Annotated in this window: 20 protein-coding genes; 13 read left to right on the forward strand and 7 right to left on the reverse strand. The window is 52.2% G+C overall.

Annotation, left to right across the window (positions count from 1 at the left end; all coding sequences use genetic code 11):
• Positions 1 to 9: 9 nt before the first annotated feature.
• Both EIO64_RS04090 and EIO64_RS04095 read right to left on the reverse strand, forming a co-directional pair.
• Entirely contained in the window at positions 10 to 1,392 is a 1,383-nt protein-coding gene (locus EIO64_RS04090) for a DUF6138 family protein (protein ID WP_119311461.1), read from the reverse strand.
• A gap of 13 nt (positions 1,393 to 1,405) precedes the next feature.
• Positions 1,406 to 2,521 carry a hypothetical protein gene (locus tag EIO64_RS04095; RefSeq protein ID WP_119311462.1) on the reverse strand — a complete coding sequence of 372 codons (1,116 nt, stop codon included), beginning with the start codon at positions 2,519 to 2,521 and terminating at the stop codon, positions 1,406 to 1,408.
• Positions 2,522 to 3,801: 1,280 nt separating this feature from the next.
• Here EIO64_RS04095 and EIO64_RS04100 point away from each other — a divergent pair.
• The 5 genes from EIO64_RS04100 to EIO64_RS04120 all read left to right on the forward strand — a co-directional run bounded on the left by EIO64_RS04100 (position 3,802) and on the right by EIO64_RS04120 (position 10,199).
• Positions 3,802 to 5,700 (forward strand): sigma-54-dependent Fis family transcriptional regulator, encoded by a 1,899-nt coding sequence (locus EIO64_RS04100; protein ID WP_025544207.1) that lies wholly within the window; start codon positions 3,802 to 3,804, stop codon positions 5,698 to 5,700.
• Positions 5,701 to 5,867: 167 nt separating this feature from the next.
• Positions 5,868 to 6,545, forward strand: coding sequence for an RraA family protein (locus tag EIO64_RS04105; RefSeq protein ID WP_025544208.1), 678 nt, complete (start codon positions 5,868 to 5,870; stop codon positions 6,543 to 6,545).
• Between the two features lie 9 nt (positions 6,546 to 6,554).
• Entirely contained in the window at positions 6,555 to 7,478 is a 924-nt protein-coding gene (locus EIO64_RS04110; RefSeq protein ID WP_025544209.1) for a hydroxyacid dehydrogenase, read from the forward strand.
• Positions 7,479 to 7,508: 30 nt separating this feature from the next.
• Entirely contained in the window at positions 7,509 to 8,915 is a 1,407-nt protein-coding gene (locus EIO64_RS04115; RefSeq protein WP_119311463.1) for a YfcC family protein, read from the forward strand.
• Positions 8,916 to 8,936: 21 nt separating this feature from the next.
• Entirely contained in the window at positions 8,937 to 10,199 is a 1,263-nt protein-coding gene (locus EIO64_RS04120; protein ID WP_025544210.1) for an amidohydrolase, read from the forward strand.
• A 1,115-nt stretch (positions 10,200 to 11,314) separates the two neighbouring features.
• Here EIO64_RS04120 and EIO64_RS04125 read toward each other — a convergent pair.
• Entirely contained in the window at positions 11,315 to 11,506 is a 192-nt protein-coding gene (locus EIO64_RS04125) for a hypothetical protein (protein ID WP_136890800.1), read from the reverse strand.
• A 188-nt stretch (positions 11,507 to 11,694) separates the two neighbouring features.
• On the opposite strand from EIO64_RS04125, the gene EIO64_RS04130 reads away from it, so the two are divergent.
• From EIO64_RS04130 to EIO64_RS04140, 3 genes are read left to right on the forward strand one after another with little or no spacing between them, the layout of a single operon-like run.
• Positions 11,695 to 12,744 carry a Gfo/Idh/MocA family protein gene (locus EIO64_RS04130; RefSeq protein WP_158629692.1) on the forward strand — a complete coding sequence of 350 codons (1,050 nt, stop codon included), beginning with the start codon at positions 11,695 to 11,697 and terminating at the stop codon, positions 12,742 to 12,744.
• A 13-nt stretch (positions 12,745 to 12,757) separates the two neighbouring features.
• Entirely contained in the window at positions 12,758 to 13,753 is a 996-nt protein-coding gene (locus EIO64_RS04135; protein WP_119311465.1) for an SIS domain-containing protein, read from the forward strand.
• A 13-nt stretch (positions 13,754 to 13,766) separates the two neighbouring features.
• The gene (locus EIO64_RS04140; protein WP_136890801.1) at positions 13,767 to 14,630 is read left to right on the forward strand and encodes a PfkB family carbohydrate kinase; all 864 of its coding nucleotides are present in this window, start codon (positions 13,767 to 13,769) and stop codon (positions 14,628 to 14,630) included.
• A gap of 53 nt (positions 14,631 to 14,683) precedes the next feature.
• On the opposite strand, the gene EIO64_RS04145 is transcribed toward EIO64_RS04140, so the two are convergent.
• Complete coding sequence (locus EIO64_RS04145; protein WP_025544214.1) at positions 14,684 to 15,442, reverse strand: glucosamine-6-phosphate deaminase; 759 nt, start codon at positions 15,440 to 15,442, stop codon at positions 14,684 to 14,686.
• Positions 15,443 to 15,667: 225 nt separating this feature from the next.
• Between EIO64_RS04145 and EIO64_RS04150 the strand changes: the two genes are divergently transcribed.
• The 5 genes from EIO64_RS04150 to nagB are packed head-to-tail and all read left to right on the forward strand — an operon-like array spanning position 15,668 to position 20,745.
• Entirely contained in the window at positions 15,668 to 16,735 is a 1,068-nt protein-coding gene (locus EIO64_RS04150) for a Gfo/Idh/MocA family protein (protein WP_119311466.1), read from the forward strand.
• Positions 16,732 to 17,817, forward strand: a complete 1,086-nt coding sequence (locus tag EIO64_RS04155; protein ID WP_119311467.1) for an SIS domain-containing protein — start codon at positions 16,732 to 16,734, stop codon at positions 17,815 to 17,817. Before EIO64_RS04150 ends, EIO64_RS04155 begins: the two co-directional genes overlap by 4 nt.
• The gene (locus EIO64_RS04160; RefSeq protein WP_136890802.1) at positions 17,799 to 18,983 is read left to right on the forward strand and encodes an MFS transporter; all 1,185 of its coding nucleotides are present in this window, start codon (positions 17,799 to 17,801) and stop codon (positions 18,981 to 18,983) included. Before EIO64_RS04155 ends, EIO64_RS04160 begins: the two co-directional genes overlap by 19 nt.
• On the forward strand, positions 18,980 to 19,969 hold the full coding sequence (locus EIO64_RS04165; RefSeq protein WP_025544219.1) for an N-acetylglucosamine kinase: 990 nt from the start codon (positions 18,980 to 18,982) through the stop codon (positions 19,967 to 19,969). The genes EIO64_RS04160 and EIO64_RS04165 overlap by 4 nt, the downstream gene beginning before the upstream one ends.
• Positions 19,970 to 19,989: 20 nt before the next feature.
• Positions 19,990 to 20,745 carry a glucosamine-6-phosphate deaminase gene (gene nagB, locus EIO64_RS04170; protein WP_025544221.1) on the forward strand — a complete coding sequence of 252 codons (756 nt, stop codon included), beginning with the start codon at positions 19,990 to 19,992 and terminating at the stop codon, positions 20,743 to 20,745.
• Positions 20,746 to 21,220: 475 nt separating this feature from the next.
• Here nagB and tnpB read toward each other — a convergent pair whose 3' ends face one another.
• From tnpB to EIO64_RS04185, 3 genes are all read right to left on the reverse strand, one after another.
• The gene (gene tnpB, locus EIO64_RS04175) at positions 21,221 to 21,388 is read right to left on the reverse strand and encodes an IS66 family insertion sequence element accessory protein TnpB (protein WP_158629693.1); all 168 of its coding nucleotides are present in this window, start codon (positions 21,386 to 21,388) and stop codon (positions 21,221 to 21,223) included.
• A 193-nt stretch (positions 21,389 to 21,581) separates the two neighbouring features.
• Complete coding sequence (locus tag EIO64_RS04180; protein ID WP_119311471.1) at positions 21,582 to 22,472, reverse strand: sugar phosphate isomerase/epimerase family protein; 891 nt, start codon at positions 22,470 to 22,472, stop codon at positions 21,582 to 21,584.
• A complete protein-coding gene (locus tag EIO64_RS04185) occupies positions 22,469 to 23,950 on the reverse strand; it encodes a response regulator (RefSeq protein ID WP_249390796.1) in 1,482 nt (493 codons plus the stop codon). Before EIO64_RS04185 ends, EIO64_RS04180 begins: the two co-directional genes overlap by 4 nt.
• Between the last annotated feature and the right edge of the window lie 61 nt (positions 23,951 to 24,011).

Below are 24,011 nucleotides of genomic sequence, written 5' to 3' on the forward strand. Positions count from 1 at the left end.
ACGTTCTCCTTACGCAAATACCTGCTGGTATTTCTCTTTCAGTTCCTTTGGCACCGTCTTGATGACCTTGCTGCCGCCGTTTTCAGAGGACGGGCCCCAGATGGCCCAGAGCAGGCTCTGCCAAGCGATGGCCCGGAATTTCGGGTCCTTGTCCTCTTCCGGCAGGAGATACGCGGAAAAGCGGCGCTTGACTGTCAGCAGCGCATCCAGGCTTTCCGCGTTGGCAATCAGGCTGCGGAACTCCTTTGCAGGCTTTAGATTCTGCATGGACAATGCGCCCCGTACCAATACGCCCAGTGTCCATGGTTGGAAACCAAACTTCCGGATCAAGGCATGAAGGAATTTCTCTTGCAGGGAGGAGTGCTCGTCATCGCAGAGATCCAGATACTCCGCCACCAGCGGCGCCCACTGTTCTCCTTCCAGCCCCAGAGCGAACACAGCAAAAGAGCCGGGCATGGCGCAGGCTTCATCCGCGAGGTTTTGGTACCACTCATACTCCCGCATAGCCAGACGAGCGTATCGCTCTATAGCCGGATGCAGATTGGGGTGTTGCACAGCGCAGGCAAAGAGCTGATTGACTCCCTTCTTGGGCAAGCCGGGAATGGGCAGATAGATTTTCTCCTTTCCTCTGCACTCCACCGAGTAACTGCGGGGGAATTCCTCCTGCTCCAGCACCGCGCACAGGTAGTCCAGGATTTCAGCATAGCACTCCTCCGTGGAGTCCCTGGCGGTGATGCGGATGGTGGCAAAGGCGTCATTGGCCGATGCGGTGAAATGCACCGTCTTACGTTGTTGGATGTCCTTTGGCAATTTGCCGCTGCCGTTGGTTTTCAGTTTCTTTACCATGTCGGGACGGATTTGGGAAACCAAGCCGAAAATGTGTTCGGTGGTGAGGGATTCAAAACTCTGCCCATACACGGTATGGCAGACAGCCACATAGCAGGCAAAGCGCAGCAATCCTTCGTCCACATCCTCCGGACGCAATTCCGGCCGCACTGCGCAGGGCGGAAAGACGGTAAAGCCATCTTCCCGCTCTCCCACAAGGAAGCAGCGTTCCTGCACCTGCTTTTCTATGTACTTCTCCAACTCATAGCGGATCTCTTCCCAGCCCACCAGCCGCCGCATGGCGTCGCAGATGGAAACCGCATCCTCGCAGGGAAATTCCTTCAGCGGCAGCCGGGAAAGATGCCGCTCCAGCAGCTGATTGGGGAGAAAGGGCGTTCCGTTATGATTTCGCACCACGGTCGGGTAGGCGGCGTGATTTTCACGGGCGGCGCCGCTCAGCACATCCTGAATGCAGAGATCCGCTTCCACCAGCACCTCAGGGTCAGTATCCGGCTTATGGATCAGATAATAACGGCCATGTACGCCGTCACGCTTTGGCAAACTCATATAGGTTCTCCCCTCAGGTCTGCTGGTGCTGCATGGATACGATCTGGCAGTCCGGGCAGAACTCCACATAAAGCGCGCCCTCTGCACAGTCAAACACCGTATCCCACTGGATCTGGGCCAGGTACTTCATGGGCTTCCCACAGTGGGGGCAGGTCGTATATTCCGCGTCCTGCACCCAGTTGGCAAAGCCGCCGATGGTGTTCACATCCTCACAGGCCGCGCCGTAAAACAGGGGCACAGGCGCTTTGCCCAGTACAAAGGGATTTTCGGTGAGGGCCTTGTAGTCCTCGGGACTGACATAGCAGTCCATCTTCTCCGCCCCGTCAAAGAGTTCGGAGGGAAAGACCTCCACGCCGCCATCCAGAGAAAAGCGGTTGAAGGCGGGGCCTTTCAGGAATCCCACGCAGCTGGGGCAGCAGGTGGCGGTCAGGATACCATCCAGCCCCAGGAACCGGAGCCGCTCATCCCTGCCATCCAATACCAGCATGTCCACCATACGCCCGCCGCAGTGGGGACAGGTGTCCTCCCGCGCCCGGCCAATGCGGACGGGAGATTTCTCGCCAGCGGTTCCCTTGACCATAGGATAGCAGGTGTCGAAGTTGAGCTGGATTTTCTGGCCCTCCTTGTTGAAGGTCCAGCCTCCGATCTGCGCATAGCTGGATGGGTCCACATAGAGGCCCTTGCGCCAGGGCCGGGGATTTCGCTCCAGCTCCAGCAGCGTCTCCATTGCCTTGTCATCTCCCTGCATAGCAAGGCAACTCATCAGGTTGGAGGCCTCGCTGGAATATTCCGCGGACAACAGCGCATGAATCAGGCCATCCCGCACATCGGCGGGAGCGTGATAATAGATCTCACAGGGCCAGAACACCTCTGCGGCCAGTGCCGCCCGCTGGATCTCCGGGGCGATGGCATCCCGGTCCCCCAGCAGCTGCCAGAAGTCGGTGAACTCCGGGTCCTCCATCTCCGCCAGCCTCTGGATGTTCTGAATGAGATTTTTCTGCTTTTCGCCAATTTGTTCCGGCGTCCAGGCAAGAGCAGCTTGCCGATCCTGCTCGCACTTACATTTCCAGCACAATCCCTCATAGCCCAAAGAGGTCCCACAGCCGGGGCAGGCGTATTTCAGGCTCATATTCGTTGACTCCTTTCCAAAGACAGAAAGACGCCCCGCGACACCCTGTCACTTGGACAGGCTGACGCAGGGCGTGAAAAGGCCGCAAGAAAGAAGCCACATCTACCCCCAGATGTGGTTTCCTCCACAGGCAAAATCCATTTTTTATATAGAATCAAAGTTATCTTTAACTGATTCGTGTGCATCTCCAAAAACTTCCGCCTACATCACGCATGATTCCACGCGTATAGTGTAAGTTGCTTGTGATACTTTTATATGGTTAGTTGCTTCTCTTCAAACCACAAGGTCGGATGGTTCTTTTCCATCATACCTAATTACATGGAAATTATCAACTAAAACTTGCATCGATAAAATCCCAGAAACCGCTCTCTGTTAGGAAAACACATAGATGATGGCTGACAACTGCAACAGGCTCTGCAAAGGCTATGCCCAGCCCTGCAAACTAAGCTTTCAGGCTGTGGCGGTGTTTCCCTCCATTTTCAAAAGCATAGGAATTAGGATTCAAAATGGATAGAGGAACTGTTTGTGGCACTCTTTCTTTATAGGGCAGCAGAAGACTTCCATGCGGAGCAGCAGGGTGTTTCCGCATAGAAAAATGCCGAATTTAAATCTTTGAGCAGGTAAATTGAGAACACCACAATCGAATTAGAGCAATTCGATTGCGGTGCTCTTTTTTGTTAATTACAGGTTAAAAAGAATTTTTTCTTGCGTTCTTGTCAGCAGGGCCATTGTTGATGATATAATAAAAAGCAATATACACCACACCTGTTAAAATTAAGAATTTCCGATATCTGCTTTGCTATATAGCAATAAGGATCAGTTAATAACAGATGTATGGAGAAATTCAAAGGAGCAAAGTATGCGCAACCTTTTTGTCATTGGAAACAGATTTGATCTTGCGCACAATATAAAACGGGATTCAACCATTTTAGAGACTACTTAAGTGCAAACTACTCGATACTTCACAATATGCGCCATATGTACCAGAAGCAATAACAGAGCCATTACGGAAAAGAACTGCAAGACACTACAGAGATCGTTGGCTTAATCGCATATCTTTTAGACGAGGCTGCCGCAGACACAGGAAAATGTTTTGATAATGTTGAACCTCAATACGATAAAGAAGGAGACCGTATCTATTCTTGGGAATACGAAATGCAGAATCTATATGCGGGAATATGGCATGAACAATTCCATATATTACTGAACTTTCCATGGTAAAATTCAAACTTCCCTTTTGGTAGACAGCTTGATATTTTATTCAAAGAGGTGCATTTGCGATGGATATTTCTGTCCTTTATATTATTCCGAATGACCGGATTATTGAAACTGTCCAACGGGTTATGCAGCGTTGTGATGTTAACTATCCGGTATATTATGGAACCATGTCCGGAGCTTTGGAAATTGCGAAGCGGATGATCGCTCAGGGGAGCCGGGTGATTGTCAGCACCGGACTGACGGCTCTGTATTTGCGCAAGCATCTTTCTGTGCCTGTTCTGGAACTGCTTTTTACAAATACGGAGTTTGCCAGAGCCATTCAGGAGGGACTTGCTTTTTCCGATAAGATTCTCATAGTTGCCAGTACCTATGTTAATTATTTTGTCCAGCGCAGTCTGGAGTTGTTTCAAAATCCAACCCATTCTATTCAGGCGGCTGTGCTGTCTCTCGACCGCCCCTTTGAAGAGCAGGTTCAAGAATATCTTGACCAAGGCGATTTTGACGTGGTCATTTCGTCCACGCCTGGCGTGAAGCAGGCGCGAATCAACGGGAAAATCGGGATTTTGTTTGACGTTGATGAAAAAATGGTTGAGTTTTCCATACAGACTGCGCGTTCTTTGCTGGATTTTGTAGTACACCGCGCGGAAAACGATCAGCTAATACACGCTGTTATGAATTATACGCAAGAAGGGCTTATTATTACGGACCGCGACGGGATCATTTCACAGCTCAACGCCTCTGCAGAGCGCATTATTGGCACTGTAAATGAGGAAGCCTGCGGGCAGAATGCCGACCAGCTGCTGGCGAATCGTCATATTGTAGATTCTCTTACCAATGAAAGTGGTCTGGCTGATCCGGAGGCCCATCCGGTCGTTTTGCAGCGCAACACGATCCAACTGGATGGAAAATCTGTTGGCATATTACTCTCCATTCACGACATGGCGGATATTCGGATGCTGGAACGCTCTGCCAAACGCATTCATGAGTTGAACGGCCATGTTGCCACATGGCGCCTTTCCAATATTATTGGCAAATCGGAGGCTATTTCTCAGGCCCGGCAAATGGCGCGCCGCTTTTCTCAGTACAACAGCACGGTTTTGATCCTGGGAGAGACGGGCACCGGGAAAGAGTTGTTTGCCCAGGGGATCCACAATGCGAGTCCTCGCCGCAACGAACCTTTTCTGGCGATTAACTGTGCTGCCTTACCGGAACAGTTGCTGGAAAGTGAGCTGTTCGGCTATGTAAAAGGTGCATTTACAGGCGCCCGCAGCAACGGGAAAACCGGTTTATTTGAAGCAGCAAATGGAGGTACTATTTTCTTGGATGAAATCAGTGAGATCCCACCCAACATGCAGGCGCGTCTGCTTCGGGTGATCCAAGAACGTCAGGTAGTCCGGATCGGTGATGACAAAGTGATACCCGTTGATATTCGGATCCTTGCTGCCAGCAATCGGGATCTGAGGACTCTTGTGCAGCAGGGGGCATTCCGGGCAGACCTCTATTACCGGCTGAGCGTACTGGAATTAAAGGTTCCGCCTTTGTCCTGGCGCAGAGAGGATATTCCGCTACTGGCACAGTCCCTTTTACAGAACAAGAACAAGGCCCTGAATACACACGTTACGGGATTTGCTCCTGAGGCGCTGGAAGTTCTCCAAAGCCTAGAATGGCCGGGGAATATTCGTCAGCTGTCCAACTTTATTGAACGCCTGATGATTTTGTCTGATCCGCCGCTTATTACGGGGGAGAACGCCCGCGCCCTTGCGCAGAATGAGGCCACAAAAGAGCTGCCTGTTTCTAGGGAGGGCCATTTCCCTACCCTGGAGGAAGCGGAATCCAATCTGATTCGAAAGGCATTGGATCAGACGGGAGGCAGCCGTACAGCTGCTGCGCAGCTGCTGGGTATTCACCCCTCAACTTTGTGGCGGAAACTACGGGATTTTGATACAGAAATTCCTCTTTGATGATTGCATAATGCACAGTCCCCATTGCATGATGCAACTGTTCCAGCCGATTTTTGCCTTTTTTCGGTAGAAATCGGCTGGATTTTCTTATATGGATATGGCATGTAAATTGCTTTATACTTGTTTAAAGCGATTGTGAATTGCTTTGAAGAAAAGGGGGAATTTTCATGGTATCCGTTGGTTGCAGAATCCACACGCATCCCGCACGTACAGATCCCGGTCTGGTGGAACGGTTTCGCAATATCCCGGTTGCGAATCTTGACGACTGCATGGGACGTACAGCAGCGCTCTCCTCCGCCATCAGGCCCTATGGCCCGCGCCGGCTGTTAGGGCAGGCATTTACTGTAAGAGTCCCGGCGGGGGACAATCTGATGTTCCATAAGGCCATGGATATGGCTCAGCCAGGAGACGTTTTTGTGATTGATGCTTTCGGCTGCGAAGAACGCTCTATATTGGGGGAGCTGATGGTAAGTTACTGTAAAATACGGGGTGCTTCCGGCATTGTGGTGGACGGCTGTATCCGGGACGCAGACGCCATTCGGGCGATGAATTTCCCCATATATGCAAGGGGAGTTACGCCCAATGGCCCCTACAAGAACGGGCCAGGTGAAATCGGTGGAGCAGTTGTTGTAGGTGGACAGGTTATTCGTCCTGGTGATATTCTTGCAGGAGACGGCGACGGAATTGTTGTAATACGTCCGGAGGATGCGGAGGAGATTTTGGAGCAGGTCGAAAAGCTCATGGCCAACGAGTCCCGCACTCTCAGTGAGATGAAGCAGCATAGTACATATATCCGCCCCTGGGTGGACGAGAAGCTGGCAGAATTGAAATGTGAATATTTATGAGGTATCCAAATGAAAATTTTTGTCAACGAACCCATACATCCGGCAGCAATGGAACTGCTGCGGTCACGGGCTGAAGTTGTCTCCGAATGGGAGGATGTCCCGGCTGTCAGCGCGGCATTGGTGCGGACAACAAAAATTGGACCTGATTTTTTAAATCGAGCGAAGCAGCTGCGCGTGATCGGAAAGCACGGGATCGGGTACGACAATATTGACATTGCATCTGCGAAGGAGAGAGGGATTGCTGTTGTCTATACTCCTTTGGCGAATGTCAACTCGGTGGCTGAACTGGCGGTATCTCTTTTCCTTGCGTTGGCCCGAAAGCTGGTTTCCGCTCAAAAATTGATACGTTCCGGAGAGTGCACCAGGATCGCGCCCCCTGAGCTGACGGGCACTGAGTTGAGCGGAAAGACAGTGGCCCTGATCGGCCTTGGACACATTGCACAGCAGGTTGCACAGATTCTAGGAGTCGGTTTTCACTGCCACCTTGTGGGATATGACCCATATGTTTCCCGGGAAAAAATGGCTACGCTCGACATTGAGAAAGCAGATTGTTTGAAAGAAGCGCTGAGGGCGGGAGATTTGATCAACATCAGCGTGCCCCTCAATGACAGCACCCGTGGTATGATCGGCTCCGCGGAACTGGGCGTCTGTCGCCCCACTGCAATTCTGGTCAATACGGCACGTGGCGGGATTGTAGATGAGGTGGCGCTCTATGAAGCGCTGTCCCGTAATGAGCTGGCTGCGGCAGCAAGTGATGTTTTTGCCGTCGAGCCTCCCGGTGTGGATATGCCGCTGATGTCTTTACCCAATTTTCTGCCCACTCCGCATATAGGAGCCAATACGGAGGAGGCGCTTTATCGTATGGGGATTACGGTAGTGGAAGATCTTTTCGCCGTTCTGAACGGTGTTTCTCCACGATTTCCTGTTCCGTAAACGGATGAGATAAAAGAAAGGAGATTCACTATGCAACCCAAAAATTCCATTCGTCGAAAGCCTGCTTTTCCGGACGGCATGTTGATCGTCCTTGGAGTCATCATACTGTGTGTCATCGTGACTTGGTTTATTCCTTCGGGTCAATACGACCGTATTTTAGATGCCAGCGGACGGCAGATCGTTGATCCAAACTCTTTCCATTATATTGAAAGCGAAAAAATCAGTCTCCTGCGTATTCCACACTTTATTGTAGAGGGTACGATTGCACAAGCGGAAATGATTTTCTTCCTGCTGACGATCGGTGGCTGCTATGAAATCGTAATGCACACCGGAGTGCTTCAGGCGATCATAGCCAGAATGGCCAAATGGAAAGTGCGGGACATGGCGTTTATACTGGTCTTTACGCTGGTGTTTGCCGTGATCGCAGCTCCTGCTGGCGGTGTAGTGTCTTTCATCGGATTTGCGCCCATTTTTGTCATGATCGCCCGGGCCATGGGCTATGATGCGCTTGTGGGCGTCTCTCTGGTGCTGCTAGGAGGTGCTGTGGGTGCTGCTGCTGGACCGATCACTCCCTTTACCACAGGCGTTGCCCAGGGAATTGCAGAACTGCCGCTGTATTCCGGCCTGTCTTACCGGATAATCTGCATGCTTGTTTTGTGGATTGTTACAGCCCTCTTTATTGCTCGGTATGCTAAAAAAGTTCGGTTGGATCCCTCAAAGAGCTATGTTTACGATCTTGAGCAGGTGCAGAAGAATCAAGAAGTAGAAAAGCACTATGACACCGATCTTTCGGCTCAACAGATCGCTATTCTGGTGATTTTTATTTTAGGCTTGTGCCTGATCATCTATGGCAGCCTTCGCCTGAACTGGGGCAATCGAGTTCATATGCAGATCTATCTGTGCATGAGCGTGATTCTTGCGATTGTTGGTAAGTTCAATCCCAATGAGACAGTCCGGGTCTTTGTGCGAGGAGCCAAGGGGATGCTGGCCGCAGCTCTGGTACTGGGGCTTTCCCGCAGTATTAGCATGATTCTGGATGAGGCGCTGGTTCTGGACACCGTTATTTACGGCTGCGCTGCGATTTTGAACGGGCTTCCCACGTTGCTGCGGGGGCCGGCTATGCTGATTGCCAATACGGTTGTCAATGTTTTCATTATTTCTGGAAGCGGGCAGGCTGCCGCAGTTATGCCGGTGTTCATCCCTGTTGCGGATTTGGTGGGGCTGACTCGTCAAACCGCTGTGCTGGCCTTCAATTTCGGCGATGGCTTTTCCAACTGGATCCTTCCGCATTCTGCTCCGCTGATGGGATTTATTGGTGCTACCAGCATCTCCTACGGAAAATGGTTTAAATACTTCTGGAAGCTATTCCTGCTTTGGAATGCCTTGGCCATGGCGCTTCTTTTTATTGCACAGTTAATGAACTATGGGCCTTTCTAAATGAAAAGGAGATCACGATCTATGATGACAAAAGAAGAAATTCTGAATGCTGCAAAAAAATGGGAAGATTTTTGCATCGCTCTGCGCAGGGATTTCCATGAATCCCCTGAATTGTCCGGGCAGGAAACTCAAACAATTGCTCGTATTTGTACTGAGTTACGTGCTGTGGGACTCTCTCCCATCGAAGTGCAAGATGGTGGTGTTTTAGCGGTAATCGAGGGAGATGCTCCTGGCAAAACCGTGCTTTTGCGGGCGGACGTGGATGCACTTCCTGTTCAGGAGGATCCGTGCAATCTTTTGCGCAAGAAAGAATGTGTCAGCAAGATCCCCGGCGTGTCCCATGTGTGCGGCCATGACTGCCATGCAGCCATGCTGGTCACTGTGGGGAAGATTCTTGCAGCCCGTCGGGATTTTCCTGGGCGAATTGTGCTCATGTTTGAACGCGGTGAAGAAGGGGGCGGCAATCTCCGGTATCTCATTGATTATCTGCAAAAGAACCATTGGGACATTGATGGAGTTTGGGGCATGCACCTAAACAGTGATATTCCCGCAGGAAAATTTGCGATTCGAAGTGGACCGTTGATGGCTGGGGGACTGATGTTTGACATCACATTGGTGGGTAAGGACGGACATGGTTCAAGGCCGGATTGGGCCAATAATCCTGTGGATTGCTTTCAGACGATTCAAACAGCATTGGATAAAATTCGTATGCGCGCGGTAGATCCAAATGATGCAATTACCTTTTCGATTTGCAGGGTGTCAACGGAGTCCCAGCGGCCCAATATTATTGGACGAACTTTAAATTTTGCCGGTACAGTTCGTTACTTTGATTTGGAAAGAGCATACCGTCCTTTCAGCAAGGCAATGCGGCGAATTATTGATAATATTGCCGATGCTTTTGAATGCGAAGCAGTATATAATCAGTTTGAGTGTATTGCAGTCCCTCTTATCAATCAATCTGATTGTTATGAAATTGCAAAGCAGACATTGACGGAGATTTTTGGAGAAGATCGTGTAGTGCAGGGGCCATTGAAGTTTGGATCAGAGACACTTTCCTATGTAATGAGCTTTTGGCCGGGTATGTATTTGAATTTGGGTATTAAAGATCCCACATTGGGTACTGGATCCGGTCATCATACGGCCAAATTCGATGTAGATGAATCGCAGTTCAAAACCGGTGTCGCGGCACACATCGGATATGCCCTGGCCTTCTTGGAAAGCTCAAAGAAAATACAGGATTTCAAGCCTTATGATGGAGATATTTGGGATCTGTTAGGCGAATAGGTAAATGGATTTTAAGGAGTCACCAGAAAAACATTGATATCTATTCTGGCACCTATGATGAACTGTTTTACAGTAGCGGTTATATTTTTAACCTTGCCCTGTGCACAGATGGGCAGGTCGAAATGACCTCTCGGAAGAATTGGGTACTCCATTAACAAGGGGAAGCCCTTGAAAACAATGTTTTATGGAGACATTTTCTGCGAAGATTTTCTTGTTTATGGGGATACCCGACTGTTCAAGCAGGTCTTCATATTACCATCCGGTTAAAAAAACACAGTACACCGGATGATGGAGGATATCTTCCCATCCGGTGTGCTGTCTTTTGGAATCCACTTTAACTGATCCCATGCAGTAGAATTTTGGCTTCATATGCAGATTATGGCGTGGAGATGCTGAAATAATCCGGAATATGCTTGGTAAACACACTGCCAGAGCCAAATTCATAAAGGATTGGAGGCGTCTCCCTTGTTTCATTTTAAATAATTGTTAGTCAGCTTCTCTATCCCTAAAAACAGAAGGTGGCTACATTATACTCAAGCAGGATCAGCCTCCCCTCATCGTCAAAGGGACCGATGCCCATGCCGTAGCGCATGGGGCTTGGCTCCCTCCGTGCCAGTGTCAAGTGCGCCCGCGTCCCCGGGCGTTTGGCCGGGTTCCAGAACCAGAGACGCCCTGGAGCGGAAAGCGGACACCGGATCTTGATTTCCTGACAGCAGAAAATGTCTGCTTTGGACTTGGCGGGGATGCGCAAAAGCTTTTGCGCTTGCAGGCGCAAAGCCGTTGACATTCCAGACCACTGTCTTCATGACTGCAGCCCCTCCCTGCCCACCGAAGTGGGCTTTGGCATGCCCCAAGCCGGCAGTATAAAATCTCTTCCAGAAAAATACAATGCCTGCCCTTGCCGAATTTGTCAAGAGCAGGCATTGTTGTTTCCTCCTTGCAGCGGTTTTTCAGGGGCGTTGCAATTATAACCAAACCAGAGCCGAATGGGGGAAGCCTTCCGAAATTTCTCCGGATAGGACATTCCGCAGTCTGTGGGGGCTATTTTTGCCGCAAATAATTACCGGCAACTTGGCCAGAAAGAGTCACCAGAGTAATTCGTTTCTATATTCGGCTTATGCTGGTAAGAAACTGTATAACACTGTTGGGTGAAGAGCAGATGATGTTGTTGATCTTGATGCCATCAGCTGCGTGGCCTCAAAATTCCAGGAGGCAGCCCGCATATCCATACCGATCTTTGTGCGGTTGACGAGCCGGGGCAGTACCACCAGCACCGCCTCCAGGAACGGCGTGATCACCTTCGCCATCCTGGTAGACGGCTTGACAACGGTGATCTGGCTGGACGGGCCGGGCAGGCATCTCTCGGCTCATTCCCCACGAAGCAGTGACCTGCCGCCCAAAATCATCCTAAGATTTGTACAAGATATTCCATTGACTTGCCTGTGTCTCTATGATACGTTTGACTCAAATTTGCAGCTTACGACAGGAGGCTTCTATGCGCTCAGAAATCGGAGTCGGCATCATCGGATGCGGCAGCGTTGCCAGATGGAAATATGTTAAAAACCTGGCAGAGATGTCAGGCGTCTCTCTTCGGGCCTTCTATGGTGGCCGGGCTGAGGAGTTCCAGCAGCAATACGGTGCTCCGGGCTCCGCAGTCTGTCGAGATCTGGCGGAATTTTTGGCCCGTGAAGACGTTGATGCCGTCTGTATCTGTACGCCGAACAACAGCCATGCAGAAATTGCCCTGGCAGCCCTGCGCGCAAGAAAGCATGTGCTGTGCGAAAAGCCCATGGCCATCTCCGCTGAGGATGCCGTTCGGATGGTCGAGACAGCGGAACAGATGGGCGTCCTGTTGACAGTGGGGCACCAGTCCCGGTTCTCTCCCGCCGCTCAGGCCCTTTACCGCCAACTGCGGGAAGGCGCCTTCGGCTCCCTCTACTTTGCCCGGGCCAGCATGGTCCGGCGGATGGGAATCCCCACTTGGGGGCACTTTTTCGACCCAGCAGTCCAGGGTGGCGGATGTCTGATCGATCTGGGCACTCACGCTCTGGATCTGGCTCTGTGGTTGCTGAACGATTTTTCCCCGGCCTATTGCTGCGCCGGCATCTTTCGAGGCCCGGGAGACTCCCCTACTCCCGCCAACCGTTGGGGCACTTGGGACCCCGCCATGCTCCGGACGGAGACCGGTGCCTTTGGACAGGTTGTGCTGCAAAGCGGCACGGTGCTGAGTCTGGATATCAGTTGGGCCCTTCACGTGCCGGAAGACCGGGAAGAGACCGTTACGCTCTGCGGCACAGCCGCCGGGGCGGAGCTCTTTCCCGGCGGCTATACAATCAGCGGCACACAGGGCGCCCGCTTGGTCACTACCCGCTATCAGATGCCGGAGGAGGAGCAGAGCGCAAATCGGGCGCAACTGGAGGATTTTTTATCTTCCATCCGGGAGCATCGGCTGCCTCTGGTAACAGCAGCGCAGTCTTTAGTCGTAATGCAGATCCTATCAGGACTTTACCGCTCCGCGCGGGAACTTCGTCCTGTGGAATTTTAAGGAGGATGCAACTATGCACGAAGAAAAAGTAGCTCTCACCAAGAACCAGATCGCGGCGCTCCGGAGAGCGGCAGAGACTCGTTCCATTCAGGACATCTTTGTAGTGGCCTGTGGCGGCTCTTTGGCCACTCTGTACCCCATTCTGTACATTCTGGATCGTGAGACGAATGCCGTCCATGTATCCTCTGTCAATGCAGCGGAATTCTTCCATAACCCGCCACACCGGTTGGGAGATCACAGCCTGGTTATCTTGAATTCTCAAAGCGGCACAACACCGGAGACCGTTTCCGCCGCCCGTTTAGCGCACGAACGCGGGGCGCTTACTGCGGCGTTTACCACAGTACCAGGCTCCGCTATCGAGACTGTGGTGGATTTTCCCATTTACTATTATGACGATCCGATAAATCCCTATCCTCTGCTGCTCTCCATTTTTCCGGAGGTTTACCAGCTGGCCTTTGCTCTTGTGGATCTGTTGAACGGCAGTAATTGTCTCCCCGGCATGGAAACCGCTATGGAACATCTGGAGGCCGTATGTCAGCGTGCGGTTTCAGACTTCGCTCCTCAGGCCCGGGAGTTTGCCCGGAAACACCGCACGGAACAGCTCATTTACACGGTCTCTGCTGGTCTTGACCGATGCATCGCCTATATTCTCACCAACTGCTCTTTTATGGAGTCTGTATGGCGTCATTCCTCTCCTCTTCACGCCGGAGAACTCTTCCATGGCGCCTGCGAAGCTATTGGAAAAGACACCCCTGTTGTGGCTTTTCTAGGGCTCGGCCGTTGCCGCCCGGTAGAAGAGCGGGCTGTGAAGTTTCTGCAGCGGGTCACCGATAAGTTAACCGTCTTAGACGCCGCCGCCTTGGATCTCACTGAAATCCCAGAGGAATTACAAGAGTATATTGCGCCTCTAGTGCTTCACTCCCTAGCCTCAGATTTCTGTTTACAGTTGTCCCATCTCACCGGTCATCCCATGAGTTCCCGGCGCTATATGGGCGTAGTAAAATTTTAAACGAGGTGTCATAATGAAACTGCTGGGACTGGGTGACAACGTATTTGACGCCTATTTGTTTCGAGACGAACTCTATCCCGGTGGGAACGCCGCCAATGTGTCCGTACTGGCCCGCCGGATCGGTGCTGAATATACAGGCTACCTGGGAGTGCTGGCAGATGATCCACCAGGTCGTCATTTCCTGGCCGCCCTCAGGGAGGAATCCGTGGAAGTCAGCCGTGTCCGTATTGGTGTGGGCAAATCCGCATGTAACTATATTGTGTTGGATGACCATGGAGACCGCACGTTCTCAGGAAATAATGGCAAAGAGACCGTGCAAAATCTTTTCTCTCTACACCTGACGCCGCAAGATCTGGCATATGCCGCCGCTTTCGATGTGATCCACACCAGTATCCACAGCGGTATTTCCAACGCGGTGCTGGGCGGTCTATCCCGCCGGGCAGATCTGTCCATGGATTTCTCCAATGACGGCTTTACTCACACAAACGTGGCGGAACTTGCGCCGATCCTTCGTTTTGCCTTCTTCTCTGCCGGAGAAAGGTCTTTGGAAGAAGTCCACACTTTTGCAAAATATGCCGCCGACTGTGGGATCCCCCAAGTAATCTTTACTATGGGGACTCGCGGCGCTTGTGGAATCTCCCAGGGCCAGTTTTGGCAAGCGGATGCCTGTGTTATTCAGCCTGTGGATGCTTTAGGTGCCGGAGATGCCTTTATTGCCGCCTTTTTATATACTTTCTGGGAAAATGGCGGTAGTGCTCTTTTGGCGGCAGAACAGGCGGCGCATTTCGCCGCAGACTGCTGTCTCCACTATGGCGCCTTCGGTCATCCGCTTTCTCTGGCGGAAAGCGACTTGCTTTCCACAGGCCCCCAAAATTAGACTGAGAAAACAGGCTCCGGTGGTTTTCCACCGGAGCCTGTTTACTGTACTCTTTACGGATTTTTCATTTCCACCAACTCCCTTGGCAACAGGCCTGCAGCATCCTGGTCCAAAAGCCAGATACAATTGGGGTGCTTCTGGAGGATGGAGGCCGGCAGTTCGTTGGTAACCGGACCGGTAATGGCTTTGAAAACGATCTCCGCCTTTTGAACACCGCTGGCCAGCAAAATCACAAGCTCTGACTCCATGATCTGAGCGATGCCCTGTGTGATCCCCTCAGCAAGCGGTAACTCACGGCCACCGAAGTACTTCTTCTGTACAGCCTTCGTCACCGCGCTCAGCGGCGTTCTGTGCGAACGCAGAGAAAAGTCCACCCCGTTTTCATTAAAGCCCAAATGGCCGTTCATCCCAATGCCCAGCACCTCCACGGCAATGGGGCCATAACGGCGGATGAAGGCATCCTGCTCTTTCAGCTGGCAATCGATGGCAGCAATCCTGCTTCCGTCAAACAGAAACTTATCGGCAAACGGGCGGTGCATGGGAGTCAGCAGTTGGGTGTTCACAAAGTGGGAGCAGCTCCCCTCATCCTGAGGCCCGATACCTACCCAGTCATCCAGTTGTACAAACTTCACCCCTGTTGGATCAATCATTCCGCTGTTGACGCGGCTCACGAACTCCCTCAGCATCCCAACCGGTGTATCTCCGCCCGGAAAGCTAACCAGGCACTGCGGGTCTTTCTCTATGGCCTTCTGCACCAGGTCAGTCGCACACCGGCTCATTGCCTCATAATCCTTTTCAACAACTACTCTCATGATTTTTCCTCCTCTGCAACTGTCACAGCAATCATAGCACAAATCGTCCGGCACTGTTAGGACAATTCCATCCTGATGTCTGGATTTTTTTGTTCTCTTTTTCTGGGGACAAAAAAATCCTAGAAATCTCACGAGAATCTTCATTGTACTCGTCCTGTGATTTGGATAGAATAAAGATGCTATCGCTATACAAGTCATAGTACACAAACAGAAGGGAGCATTTTTATGGTCAAAGTTGGAATTATCGGGGTGGGCACGGTGTCTCAGATGATGCACCTTCCCATTCTCAGCGGCCTTCACGATCTTTACCAGATTACGGCGGTATCCGATGTGTCTCCCACGCAACTAAAGCATATTGCGGAGACTTATCGTGCGAAAGCCTATGCAGACCCCTATATGTTGGTGAAAGCCCCCGATGTAGATGCCGTCTTCATCTGCTCACCTGACCAGTATCACGCAGACTACGCCCTTGCTGCCATTGAGGCCGGAAAGCATGTGTTTGTGGAAAAGCCTGTGACGCTCTGTATTGAAGATCTGGAAAAGCTAATCGCCGCTGAAAAAGCTCATCCTGAGCTTGTGTGCATGGTCGGCTACATGCGCCGTTACAGCCAAGGCTTCCTGAAATGCAAGGAACTCTTGGCCAGCGATGATCGCAAGATTGAATACATGCGCTTCCGGGATATTATTCTGGAAGGCGACTTCTTTATGGATCAGACCCGTCCTCCCTATCTATGCAGCGACATCTCCGACGAGGTCAAGGCGGAAAGTTCCTCCCGCCGCCGGGATCAGATCACTCGCGCGCTTGGCAACGACTGCACGGATCAGCAGCGCACCACTTATGTGATGCTCACAGGCCTCGGTTGCCACACCCTGGCCGCTGTGCGAGAACTGGTAGGGCTGCCTGTGGAGGTGGAATCTGTCTCCGTCCAGGGAGAACATGTCATTATTGTTTTCCGATACAATGATTTCTTGGCCGTCTATGAGATTCTCAACGATCAGGATGTGGTGCAATTCGACGCCGCCATCGAGATCTATCAGCATGATCGTCGAATGAAAATCAAGTATGAGACGCCCTATCTGCGTTATCAGCCTCATACATTTGAAGTGATTGAGTCCACAAAGAAGGATACCAAGACCACCCTTTATGGTCCTGATTATCGCGACCCCTTCCAGGATGAGGTCCAGTATTTCCATGACTGCATTGCCAACGGAACCACACCTAAGTCCGATTTTGCAGATGCTATGGCTGATTTGGTACTGTTCCGGGAGATCTGCGGCAAGATCAAAAAATGATGAAGAGTACGCTGCTTCAAGAATATATTGCCCAGCAGCCCGCCCTGTGGCGGGCTCTGCTGGATTCCCGCGAGGAAATCACCGCAGAATTTTCCCGGCGTTTCGGGGGATTTCAGCCGGATCGGGTGATTCTGGTCGGTTCCGGTTCCTCTCACTATGCCGCCCTGATGGCCCGCCCGGTTCTAGAGCATGCCTGGGGAACAGAGGTCACCTGCCTTGTCCCCTCCGAGGCAGCGGATGCCCGCCTTACTGCAGCACACCCGCTGTATTTTGCCATTTCGCAAAGCGGCGTCAGCACCAATACCTATGATTTGGTCTGTCAACTGACCAACGCAGGCAGGGCTGTGATTGCCGTTACGGAACAGGCAAACTCTCCCGTAGGGCTAGCCGCCTCTCTGTCCGTTCCTCTTCGAATCGGAACAGAACGGATCGGTGCCAAAACCAAGGGCGTCACCGCCACTGTGCTGACATTAATGCTGTTAGCGTTGTCTGTCTGCCAAGACACGTCCTATGGGCAGAGAATGCTTCAGGCCTTGGATCGACTGTGCCGGAACGCTCCGGAAAACCTGTCCCGTTCCCGTGCGTGGAGCCACGCGCATCGGAACGTGTTCCTGCCGTTCCGTCACCTGTATGTGCTCGGCTGCGGCAACAGTCTCGGAGCCGCGCAGGAAGGAGCGCTGAAGCTGCTGGAGACCAATTATCTTCCAGTTTCCTGCTATCCTTTGGACGAGTATATCCATGGTATCCAAAACGCCCTGGACGGCGATGCCTGCCTTTTGTGCCTGCTGCCGTCCCAAGGGCCAGATCGGGACCGGATGCTGCGCCTAGTGAATTTCTCCAAATCAGTTGGGGCCTGCTGCGGCTTGATCTCCCCCAGCGACACCGGCCAGCCGGACGCTCTTCACCTGCTGGATGCCGGAGAAGATGCCCTCCAGTCCTTAGAGTTTCTTCTTGCTTTGCAGACGCTGGCCGCGGAGCTTTCCGCTGCCAGAGGGATCGATTCCTCCCATCGGCGCTACTCGGATTTCTTCTCTATCATGGGCAGCAAGATGGAGGGAGATATATGCCAGCCAAAGCTCTAAACCGGCGCTTTTTCCTGCTCCAGGCTATTATGATGCTGATAGACTGCATTACAGTGGCTTACATATCTCCCATTCTGGTCTCCTTTGGATACTCCAAGCTACAGATTGGCCAAGTAATGACACTGGGTGCCCTAGCAGCCACGTTAGCCCGCCCCCTATGGGGGTTTCTCAATGACCGGTTCTCCTGTGCCAAGCAGGTGACATTAGGCGGGACGGCGGTCGGGATCGCCTGTTATTTTCTGCTGACCTGGGGTGGCGGTCAGATGGGGCTGACCACCATAGCGGTAATGGGGTTGTACATCACTGTCGTCTGTATGATGAACTTTGTGGACTCCTGGGCTCTCCGTCTGATCAACGGCGGTGCATCCCTGAACTATGGTGCTACCCGGGCAGGCGGGTCTCTCTCTTACGCTCTCGGTGCCGCCATCTTCGGCATGGTAGTCTCACGCTGGGGCTTTCGTCCAGGCAACGTGGCTCTGTGGGTGCTCTGGATTTTGATGTGTGTGGTTGCCCTGTCTTTACCGAATCCTCCGCCCGCCAGCCATCTTGACCAGAAGCCGGTCACTCTACTTCAAGGGTTCCGCACACTGCGATCCAATCGCGTCTATTGGGTGATGCTGGCCGCTCTGTTTCTTTGTACTCTGGCCTCCGGGTCCATGGAGAGCTTCTACTCTGTGCTGATTCTATCTGCCGGAGGAACAGAGCAGCATGTTGGGTTCGCCCTGTTTCTTCAGGCCACCAGTGAGTTGCCTGTGATGTTTGGCTACAGTCGGCTGCGCTCCAGGCTGCATTTGTCAGCAGCCCCCCTGATGGCAGTTTCTATGCTGTGCTATGCGCTGAAAGCCCTGACTCTCGCCAGCGCCGGCTCTCTGAATATTATCCTTGTTGCAGCCCTGTTTCAGGCGCTTTCCTTTGCGCTTTTCACCCCCGCCTGCGTGGACTTTATGCTGGAGACTGTGCCCGGGGAGTACCTAGCCATGGGGCACCTTCTGTTTCTGGCCATTGGTCAGGGTATCGGTGCCGTGGCAGGGAATGCCCTCAGCGGGATCCTATCAGAATATCTTGGCATGGCCTGGATGTTCCGCACGGTCGGATTCCTTGCGTTGCTGGCCAGTGTCCTGGCCTGCTGCTCCGCAAAGATGTTGAAGAGGAGGAATTTCTCGTGATCTTTTTAGGCTGTGATGGAGGCTCTACCAAAACAGAGTGGCTCCTAGTAGACCACACCGGCCAAGTGCTGGCTCATCGGATTTTTCCCGGCTGCAACTTTGCATTTTGGGGTGAGGACGGGTTCCGGGACCTGATGGTCCGCTCTGTTCAGACCCTGCTGGCAGACAGCGGCATCACTTCTCAGCAGATTACGTCCGCCATGCTGAGCCTGACTGTTTACGGAGAGGTTCCCGGTACCGAGGAGTTCTTCCCCCAAGTCATGCAATCCATCCTGCCTGACTGCCCTCTTCAGTTTTCCAATGACTCTGTGGCAGGCTGGTGTGGCAGTCTGGCCGGCCGGCCCGGCATCAACATTGTAGCCGGCACCGGTTCTGTCGCCTATGGCCAAGATTCGGCCGGAAACGCCTCTCGCGTAGGAGGCTGGTCTCTGTTTTTTGCAGATGAGGGTTCCTGCAGCTGGGTAGCCCGGCAAATGATCACCGAATTTGTAAAGCAGGCAGATGGCCGGCATCCCCGATCTGCCATCTATGAAGAATTGCGGCAGGAGCTGTCCATTACTCACGATCTATATTTCTCCGGATATCTGCAGACAAATGTCCGGCAGGATTCCTCGCTGTTGGCAAAGCTGCAGCTGGTTGTCTTGCGGGCTGCACAGCGGGGAGACCCAGCAGCCATAGGTATCTACCACCGTGCGGCTGAGGAGCTGACGGAAATGGCCACTGCTATTCGGCAGCAGTTGACCTTCTCCGCAGGAGAGACTGTGCCAGTCTCGTACTCCGGCGGCCTGTTCCGTGCTGGAGAAGTCATCATGACTCCCTTCCGCGCCTGCATGGACCGGGAGAGCTTTGTGCTGAATGAACCTCGGTACAGTCCGGTGCTAGGAGCACTGATCCTGGCCGCTCGCGGGTTCCTCTCCCTGGAGGAAAGCGACGCCATGGCTGACCGAACGGCGGCCCAGTTGACAACCGCCCCATCCGTCCAATAAGGCTTCTGGAGGTTATCAAAATGAAAATCATCCACGCAAAAGATTATAATGACCTCAGCCGCAAAGCCGCCAACATCATATCCGCCCAGGTAATTTTGAAGCCGGAGAGTGTACTTGGCCTAGCCACCGGTTCCTCACCTCTCGGAATTTACCGGCAGCTGATTATTTGGTATGAAAAAGGAGATCTGGATTTTTCTGCTACCACTGCCGTGAATTTGGACGAGTACTGTAATCTGCCGCCGGACAATCCACAGAGCTACCACGCCTTCATGCGCCAAAATTTCTTCGACCATATCAATATCAACCCTGCCCGGGTCCATATTCCCAACGGCATGGCCTCAGACTTGGAGACAGAGTGCCGCCGCTATGACCAATTAATCCAATCCCTGGGCGGAATCGACCTGCAGCTGCTTGGAATCGGCCGCAATGCTCACATTGGATTTAACGAGCCGGACAGCTGCTTTTCCAAATATACGCACAAGGTAGCATTGTCAGAGAGCACCATCGCTGCCAACACCCGTTTTTTTGATCGGGAGGAGGATGTTCCTCGTCAGGCCATTTCTATGGGGATGCAGGCCATTACTCAGGCCCGTAAGATCCTGCTGATTGCCAGCGGTCCCGATAAGGCAGACGCTCTCTGCGCCTGCTGTTTCGGTCCGGTAACGCCACAAGTCCCAGCCTCCATCCTTCAGCTTCATCAGGATGTCACCATCATCGCCGATGAAGAATCGCTGTCCAAGTGCCCCTCCAATGTTCCTGTTTCTGCCGCCAAGTGAAGGAGCAGTCGTATACGTCAATACTGGGACGGATTAAAAAGTCAAAGAGGGTATCAGATAGTAAATCTCGAGAAGTCTAAGGGCTTCTCGAGATTTCTCATTTTGAGAGGTGCCGGGAAAGATTGGCGCGTGGGAATGGAAACACCAGGCAAAGCCGGAGCATTTGGAGGACGCTGCAAATATCAAATGGTGGTTTGAGGAATGCAGAGGAGGACACGGCTTTGCCGCGCTCTCCAGCTGCGAAGAATCTCAGGACAGTTCATCCATTGCCACATCGGGCAGGTGTATAGGGTCAAGCTGCCCTCTGTTGCAACGTTGAGCGAGTGAATCAGCAAAGTCCCTGTCATATGTAGGCCATCCTCCGGGCGGGCTGCTCCACCTTCAGCCCCTCCATCAGACAGCGGTACTGCTGCGGCGTCAACCGCCGTACCTCCTTTTCGTTTTGCGGCCGTTGGTATGCGCCTGCTCCAGCCGCTTATAGCTTATACAGCAGGATGCATCCATCCCGGTCCCTGCAGAACTCCTTGATGCAGTCCCGCCGTCTGCCGCAGAACAGAAACAGCGTGTTGGTGAACGGGTCCGGTTTAAACCGTTGCTGCACCATGGCAGCCACCCCATCGATCCCCTTCCCCGACAGTTGCATAACGCCGGAGCATTGTCGCTTTTCCCATTGCAGGGGTGTAAAACACTCTTGGCATGCAAATTTGTTCATCGTGCCGTTTAATGAATATTAAGAGCGGGCAAGCAGAACTGCTTGCCCGCTCTCTTTTGTCTGTTTTGGCCGAAGCGGTCCTCAGAAATTCTCTGAAGACCGCTCTCCGTTTTCGGACTTCGCCTTATTGGATGAGGTGGATTTTTTGCAGATAGGCCAGATTCTTCTTGGCCTTTTCAAATGCCTCCTGTGTGGTGGCGTGGGGGCAATCCTGTTCGATGATCCCGACTCCCCGGAAATTCAAACGATCCAGCAAATCCCGGTAAGCTTCGTAATCAATGATCCCATCCTCCAGATCGCACATAATATCATCCATCCGGGGATCATCTGGTGCCAGAGCACCCTCCATCTCCATCTTTCTGATCTCACCAGATACATTTTTGAAGTGGAGATAGGGAATATGATCGATATGAGCCTCCAGGAAATCCAACGCGCTGCGGTCGCCCTGCTTCCAATTCCCATTGGCCGCAGCATAGTGGCCGTTATCAAAGCAAATGCATAGATCCAGATCAATCAGTCGCTCCAACTCCTCCCGGGTCTCGATCAGAGAGCGCCTCTCCGGATGCATCAGAACCTCAATACCGTAGGTGTCCCGGCAGTAACTGCCCATTTCCCCGAAAAGCTTATAGGTCCTGATTTGCTGCTCCTTGAGGCCGGCCTTGGTCTTGCAGTCCATGGCGGTTCCGTCCATTGTCATCAGGTAATGCACATCGAATGCCTGCAGGCGCTTGCACAAATCATCCACATCCCCTCGGACATCGGCAAAGGAACGTGCCTTGAGAAAATCATAGCAAGCTGTTCCGCCGCAGATAGAAAGGTCCCGGCGAGCCAGTTCTTCCCTCAGTTGGCCAATATCTGTGGGCAGATACCCCACTGGTCCCAGTTCCAGGGCCTTATATCCAGCTTCTGCCGCCTGGTCCAAAAAGATATCATACGGGGTGCCAGAGGGAGTTCCATCCGGCCACCAGACTCCCCAAGAACAGGGGGCAGTTCCAATTGTTACTTGCAAGCTCATGATTTGATCTTCCTTTCCATTTCATCTGCTCCGGAGCGTTCACGGTATTCTTTCGGTTTCAGGCCTGTTGACTTTTTAAAAATTTTAGAGAAATATACCGGGTCATAGATACCTACAGCCTCCGCGATTTCATATGCTTTTTTATCTGTGGTCCGCAGCAAAAATTTAGCACGCTCAACCCTGGTATTAAGAATATAGGTACTCAAATTCTCTCCCATCTCCCGCTTAAACAGCTTGCTGAAATAACTGGGACTTAGATGCACCATCGTTGCCAGCGCATCCAATGAGAGATTGGTGCTGTAATTTTGGTCAATGTACTGTTTTACCTTGTAAATGATACTGTCGATATTCTCCTCTGTCCTCCCGATCCGGGACAGGGTCTCTGTCACATACTCCCGCACACTGTTCTCCAGAAGCTCCATGCTCCCAGTGGGCAAAGCCGTTAGCTGTTCGGCGGGCAGATTGTGGCTGAACAGAAGACTCACACAGAAGTTCTGCAATAAAAGGGCGATCTGACACACGCTGGAGAAAGGAATTTTCTGTGCTTTTATCAATTGGAAGAGATCCTCCATGTTTTTCAGAGCCGCATCACCACTGTGATTTTCCAGGGCGCTTTCCACCAAACGCAACCGCTCCCACAGAGCACTGGCTGTGTCTTCGGACAACTTTGGCAGGTCCTCACACCGCATGACGGATGGCTGGCTACTATACAACGCAAATTTCTGTGCGTCATCCGCCTCTCTGGCCGCCTTCTGCATATTCAGTGGATTTTTGTGGAGGCGGCTAATTCCGATCGTCAGCAGGAAATCCGTTTTTCCTTCTACCGCTTCTACAGCCGAAGTGCAGAGTTCAGCGGGGTCTATTCCCTCCGGCAATGAGAGAACTGCATAGCAGCAAGTATCGCTCTTCGGTACCAAAAACACTGTATGCCCCTCGCAGCAGGACAGTATGACCTCCTGCGCTTGCTGGAGCATCGCTGTGCATTCCTCCAAAGTTCCCCGGAAAACCACCTCCAGGCTCAGAACATAATAACTGGGCAGCACAATGTGCAGGTCATTGAGTTTATTGAGAATGTAAAGCAGCGAGTGTCGGCTTTGAAAAATCAGTTCTCCCAACAGAGCCTGCTGTTCCAGCAGGAGGCTCTTCTGCACACGGCTTTCCTTTTGAAGCCGTTGGCATGCCTTGTCCACTGCAGCGGAGAGCGCCTTCTCCGTGGTAGGCTTCAGAACGAAATCCGTCACCCCACACTGGATAGCCTGTTGAGCATACTCAAAGTCCGGAAAGCCTGTAAGCAAAATCATCTGAATGCCCGGATAGTGTTCCCGGACCCAGCCGCAAAGTTGCAGTCCGTCCATCTCCGGCATGCGAATGTCTGTAATCAGAATGTCCGGTGGGGACTCCTGAATTTGATGGACAGCATCTACTCCGTCGTTTGCAATTGCTCGCACACAGCAGTTGTGAGCCTTCCAGTCAATCAAACACATCAGCCCTCGGGGAATTATCGCTTCATTGTCCACAAGCATCACAGTGTACGGCATG

Origin of the sequence: Dysosmobacter welbionis (genome assembly GCF_005121165.3) — a bacterium.
Lineage (GTDB): Bacteria > Bacillota > Clostridia > Oscillospirales > Oscillospiraceae > Oscillibacter > Oscillibacter welbionis.

What these genes read in the sequence shown, in the direction of transcription:
- EIO64_RS04145 (WP_025544214.1), bottom strand. Translation starts at nt 15,442, where the DNA reads ATGAGAGTAGTTGTTGAAAAGGATTATGAGGCAATGAGCCGGTGTGCG.
- EIO64_RS04130 (WP_158629692.1), top strand. Translation starts at nt 11,695, where the DNA reads ATGCGCTCAGAAATCGGAGTCGGCATCATCGGATGCGGCAGCGTTGCC.
- EIO64_RS04110 (WP_025544209.1), top strand. Translation starts at nt 6,555, where the DNA reads ATGAAAATTTTTGTCAACGAACCCATACATCCGGCAGCAATGGAACTG.
- EIO64_RS04155 (WP_119311467.1), top strand. Translation starts at nt 16,732, where the DNA reads ATGATGAAGAGTACGCTGCTTCAAGAATATATTGCCCAGCAGCCCGCC.
- EIO64_RS04100 (WP_025544207.1), top strand. Translation starts at nt 3,802, where the DNA reads ATGGATATTTCTGTCCTTTATATTATTCCGAATGACCGGATTATTGAA.
- EIO64_RS04115 (WP_119311463.1), top strand. Translation starts at nt 7,509, where the DNA reads ATGCAACCCAAAAATTCCATTCGTCGAAAGCCTGCTTTTCCGGACGGC.
- EIO64_RS04160 (WP_136890802.1), top strand. Translation starts at nt 17,799, where the DNA reads ATGCCAGCCAAAGCTCTAAACCGGCGCTTTTTCCTGCTCCAGGCTATT.
- EIO64_RS04120 (WP_025544210.1), top strand. Translation starts at nt 8,937, where the DNA reads ATGATGACAAAAGAAGAAATTCTGAATGCTGCAAAAAAATGGGAAGAT.
- nagB (WP_025544221.1), top strand. Translation starts at nt 19,990, where the DNA reads ATGAAAATCATCCACGCAAAAGATTATAATGACCTCAGCCGCAAAGCC.
- tnpB (WP_158629693.1), bottom strand. Translation starts at nt 21,388, where the DNA reads ATGCAACTGTCGGGGAAGGGGATCGATGGGGTGGCTGCCATGGTGCAG.
- EIO64_RS04095 (WP_119311462.1), bottom strand. Translation starts at nt 2,521, where the DNA reads ATGAGCCTGAAATACGCCTGCCCCGGCTGTGGGACCTCTTTGGGCTAT.
- EIO64_RS04135 (WP_119311465.1), top strand. Translation starts at nt 12,758, where the DNA reads ATGCACGAAGAAAAAGTAGCTCTCACCAAGAACCAGATCGCGGCGCTC.
- EIO64_RS04105 (WP_025544208.1), top strand. Translation starts at nt 5,868, where the DNA reads ATGGTATCCGTTGGTTGCAGAATCCACACGCATCCCGCACGTACAGAT.
- EIO64_RS04125 (WP_136890800.1), bottom strand. Translation starts at nt 11,506, where the DNA reads ATGGCGAAGGTGATCACGCCGTTCCTGGAGGCGGTGCTGGTGGTACTG.
- EIO64_RS04180 (WP_119311471.1), bottom strand. Translation starts at nt 22,472, where the DNA reads ATGAGCTTGCAAGTAACAATTGGAACTGCCCCCTGTTCTTGGGGAGTC.
- EIO64_RS04140 (WP_136890801.1), top strand. Translation starts at nt 13,767, where the DNA reads ATGAAACTGCTGGGACTGGGTGACAACGTATTTGACGCCTATTTGTTT.
- EIO64_RS04150 (WP_119311466.1), top strand. Translation starts at nt 15,668, where the DNA reads ATGGTCAAAGTTGGAATTATCGGGGTGGGCACGGTGTCTCAGATGATG.
- EIO64_RS04090 (WP_119311461.1), bottom strand. Translation starts at nt 1,392, where the DNA reads ATGAGTTTGCCAAAGCGTGACGGCGTACATGGCCGTTATTATCTGATC.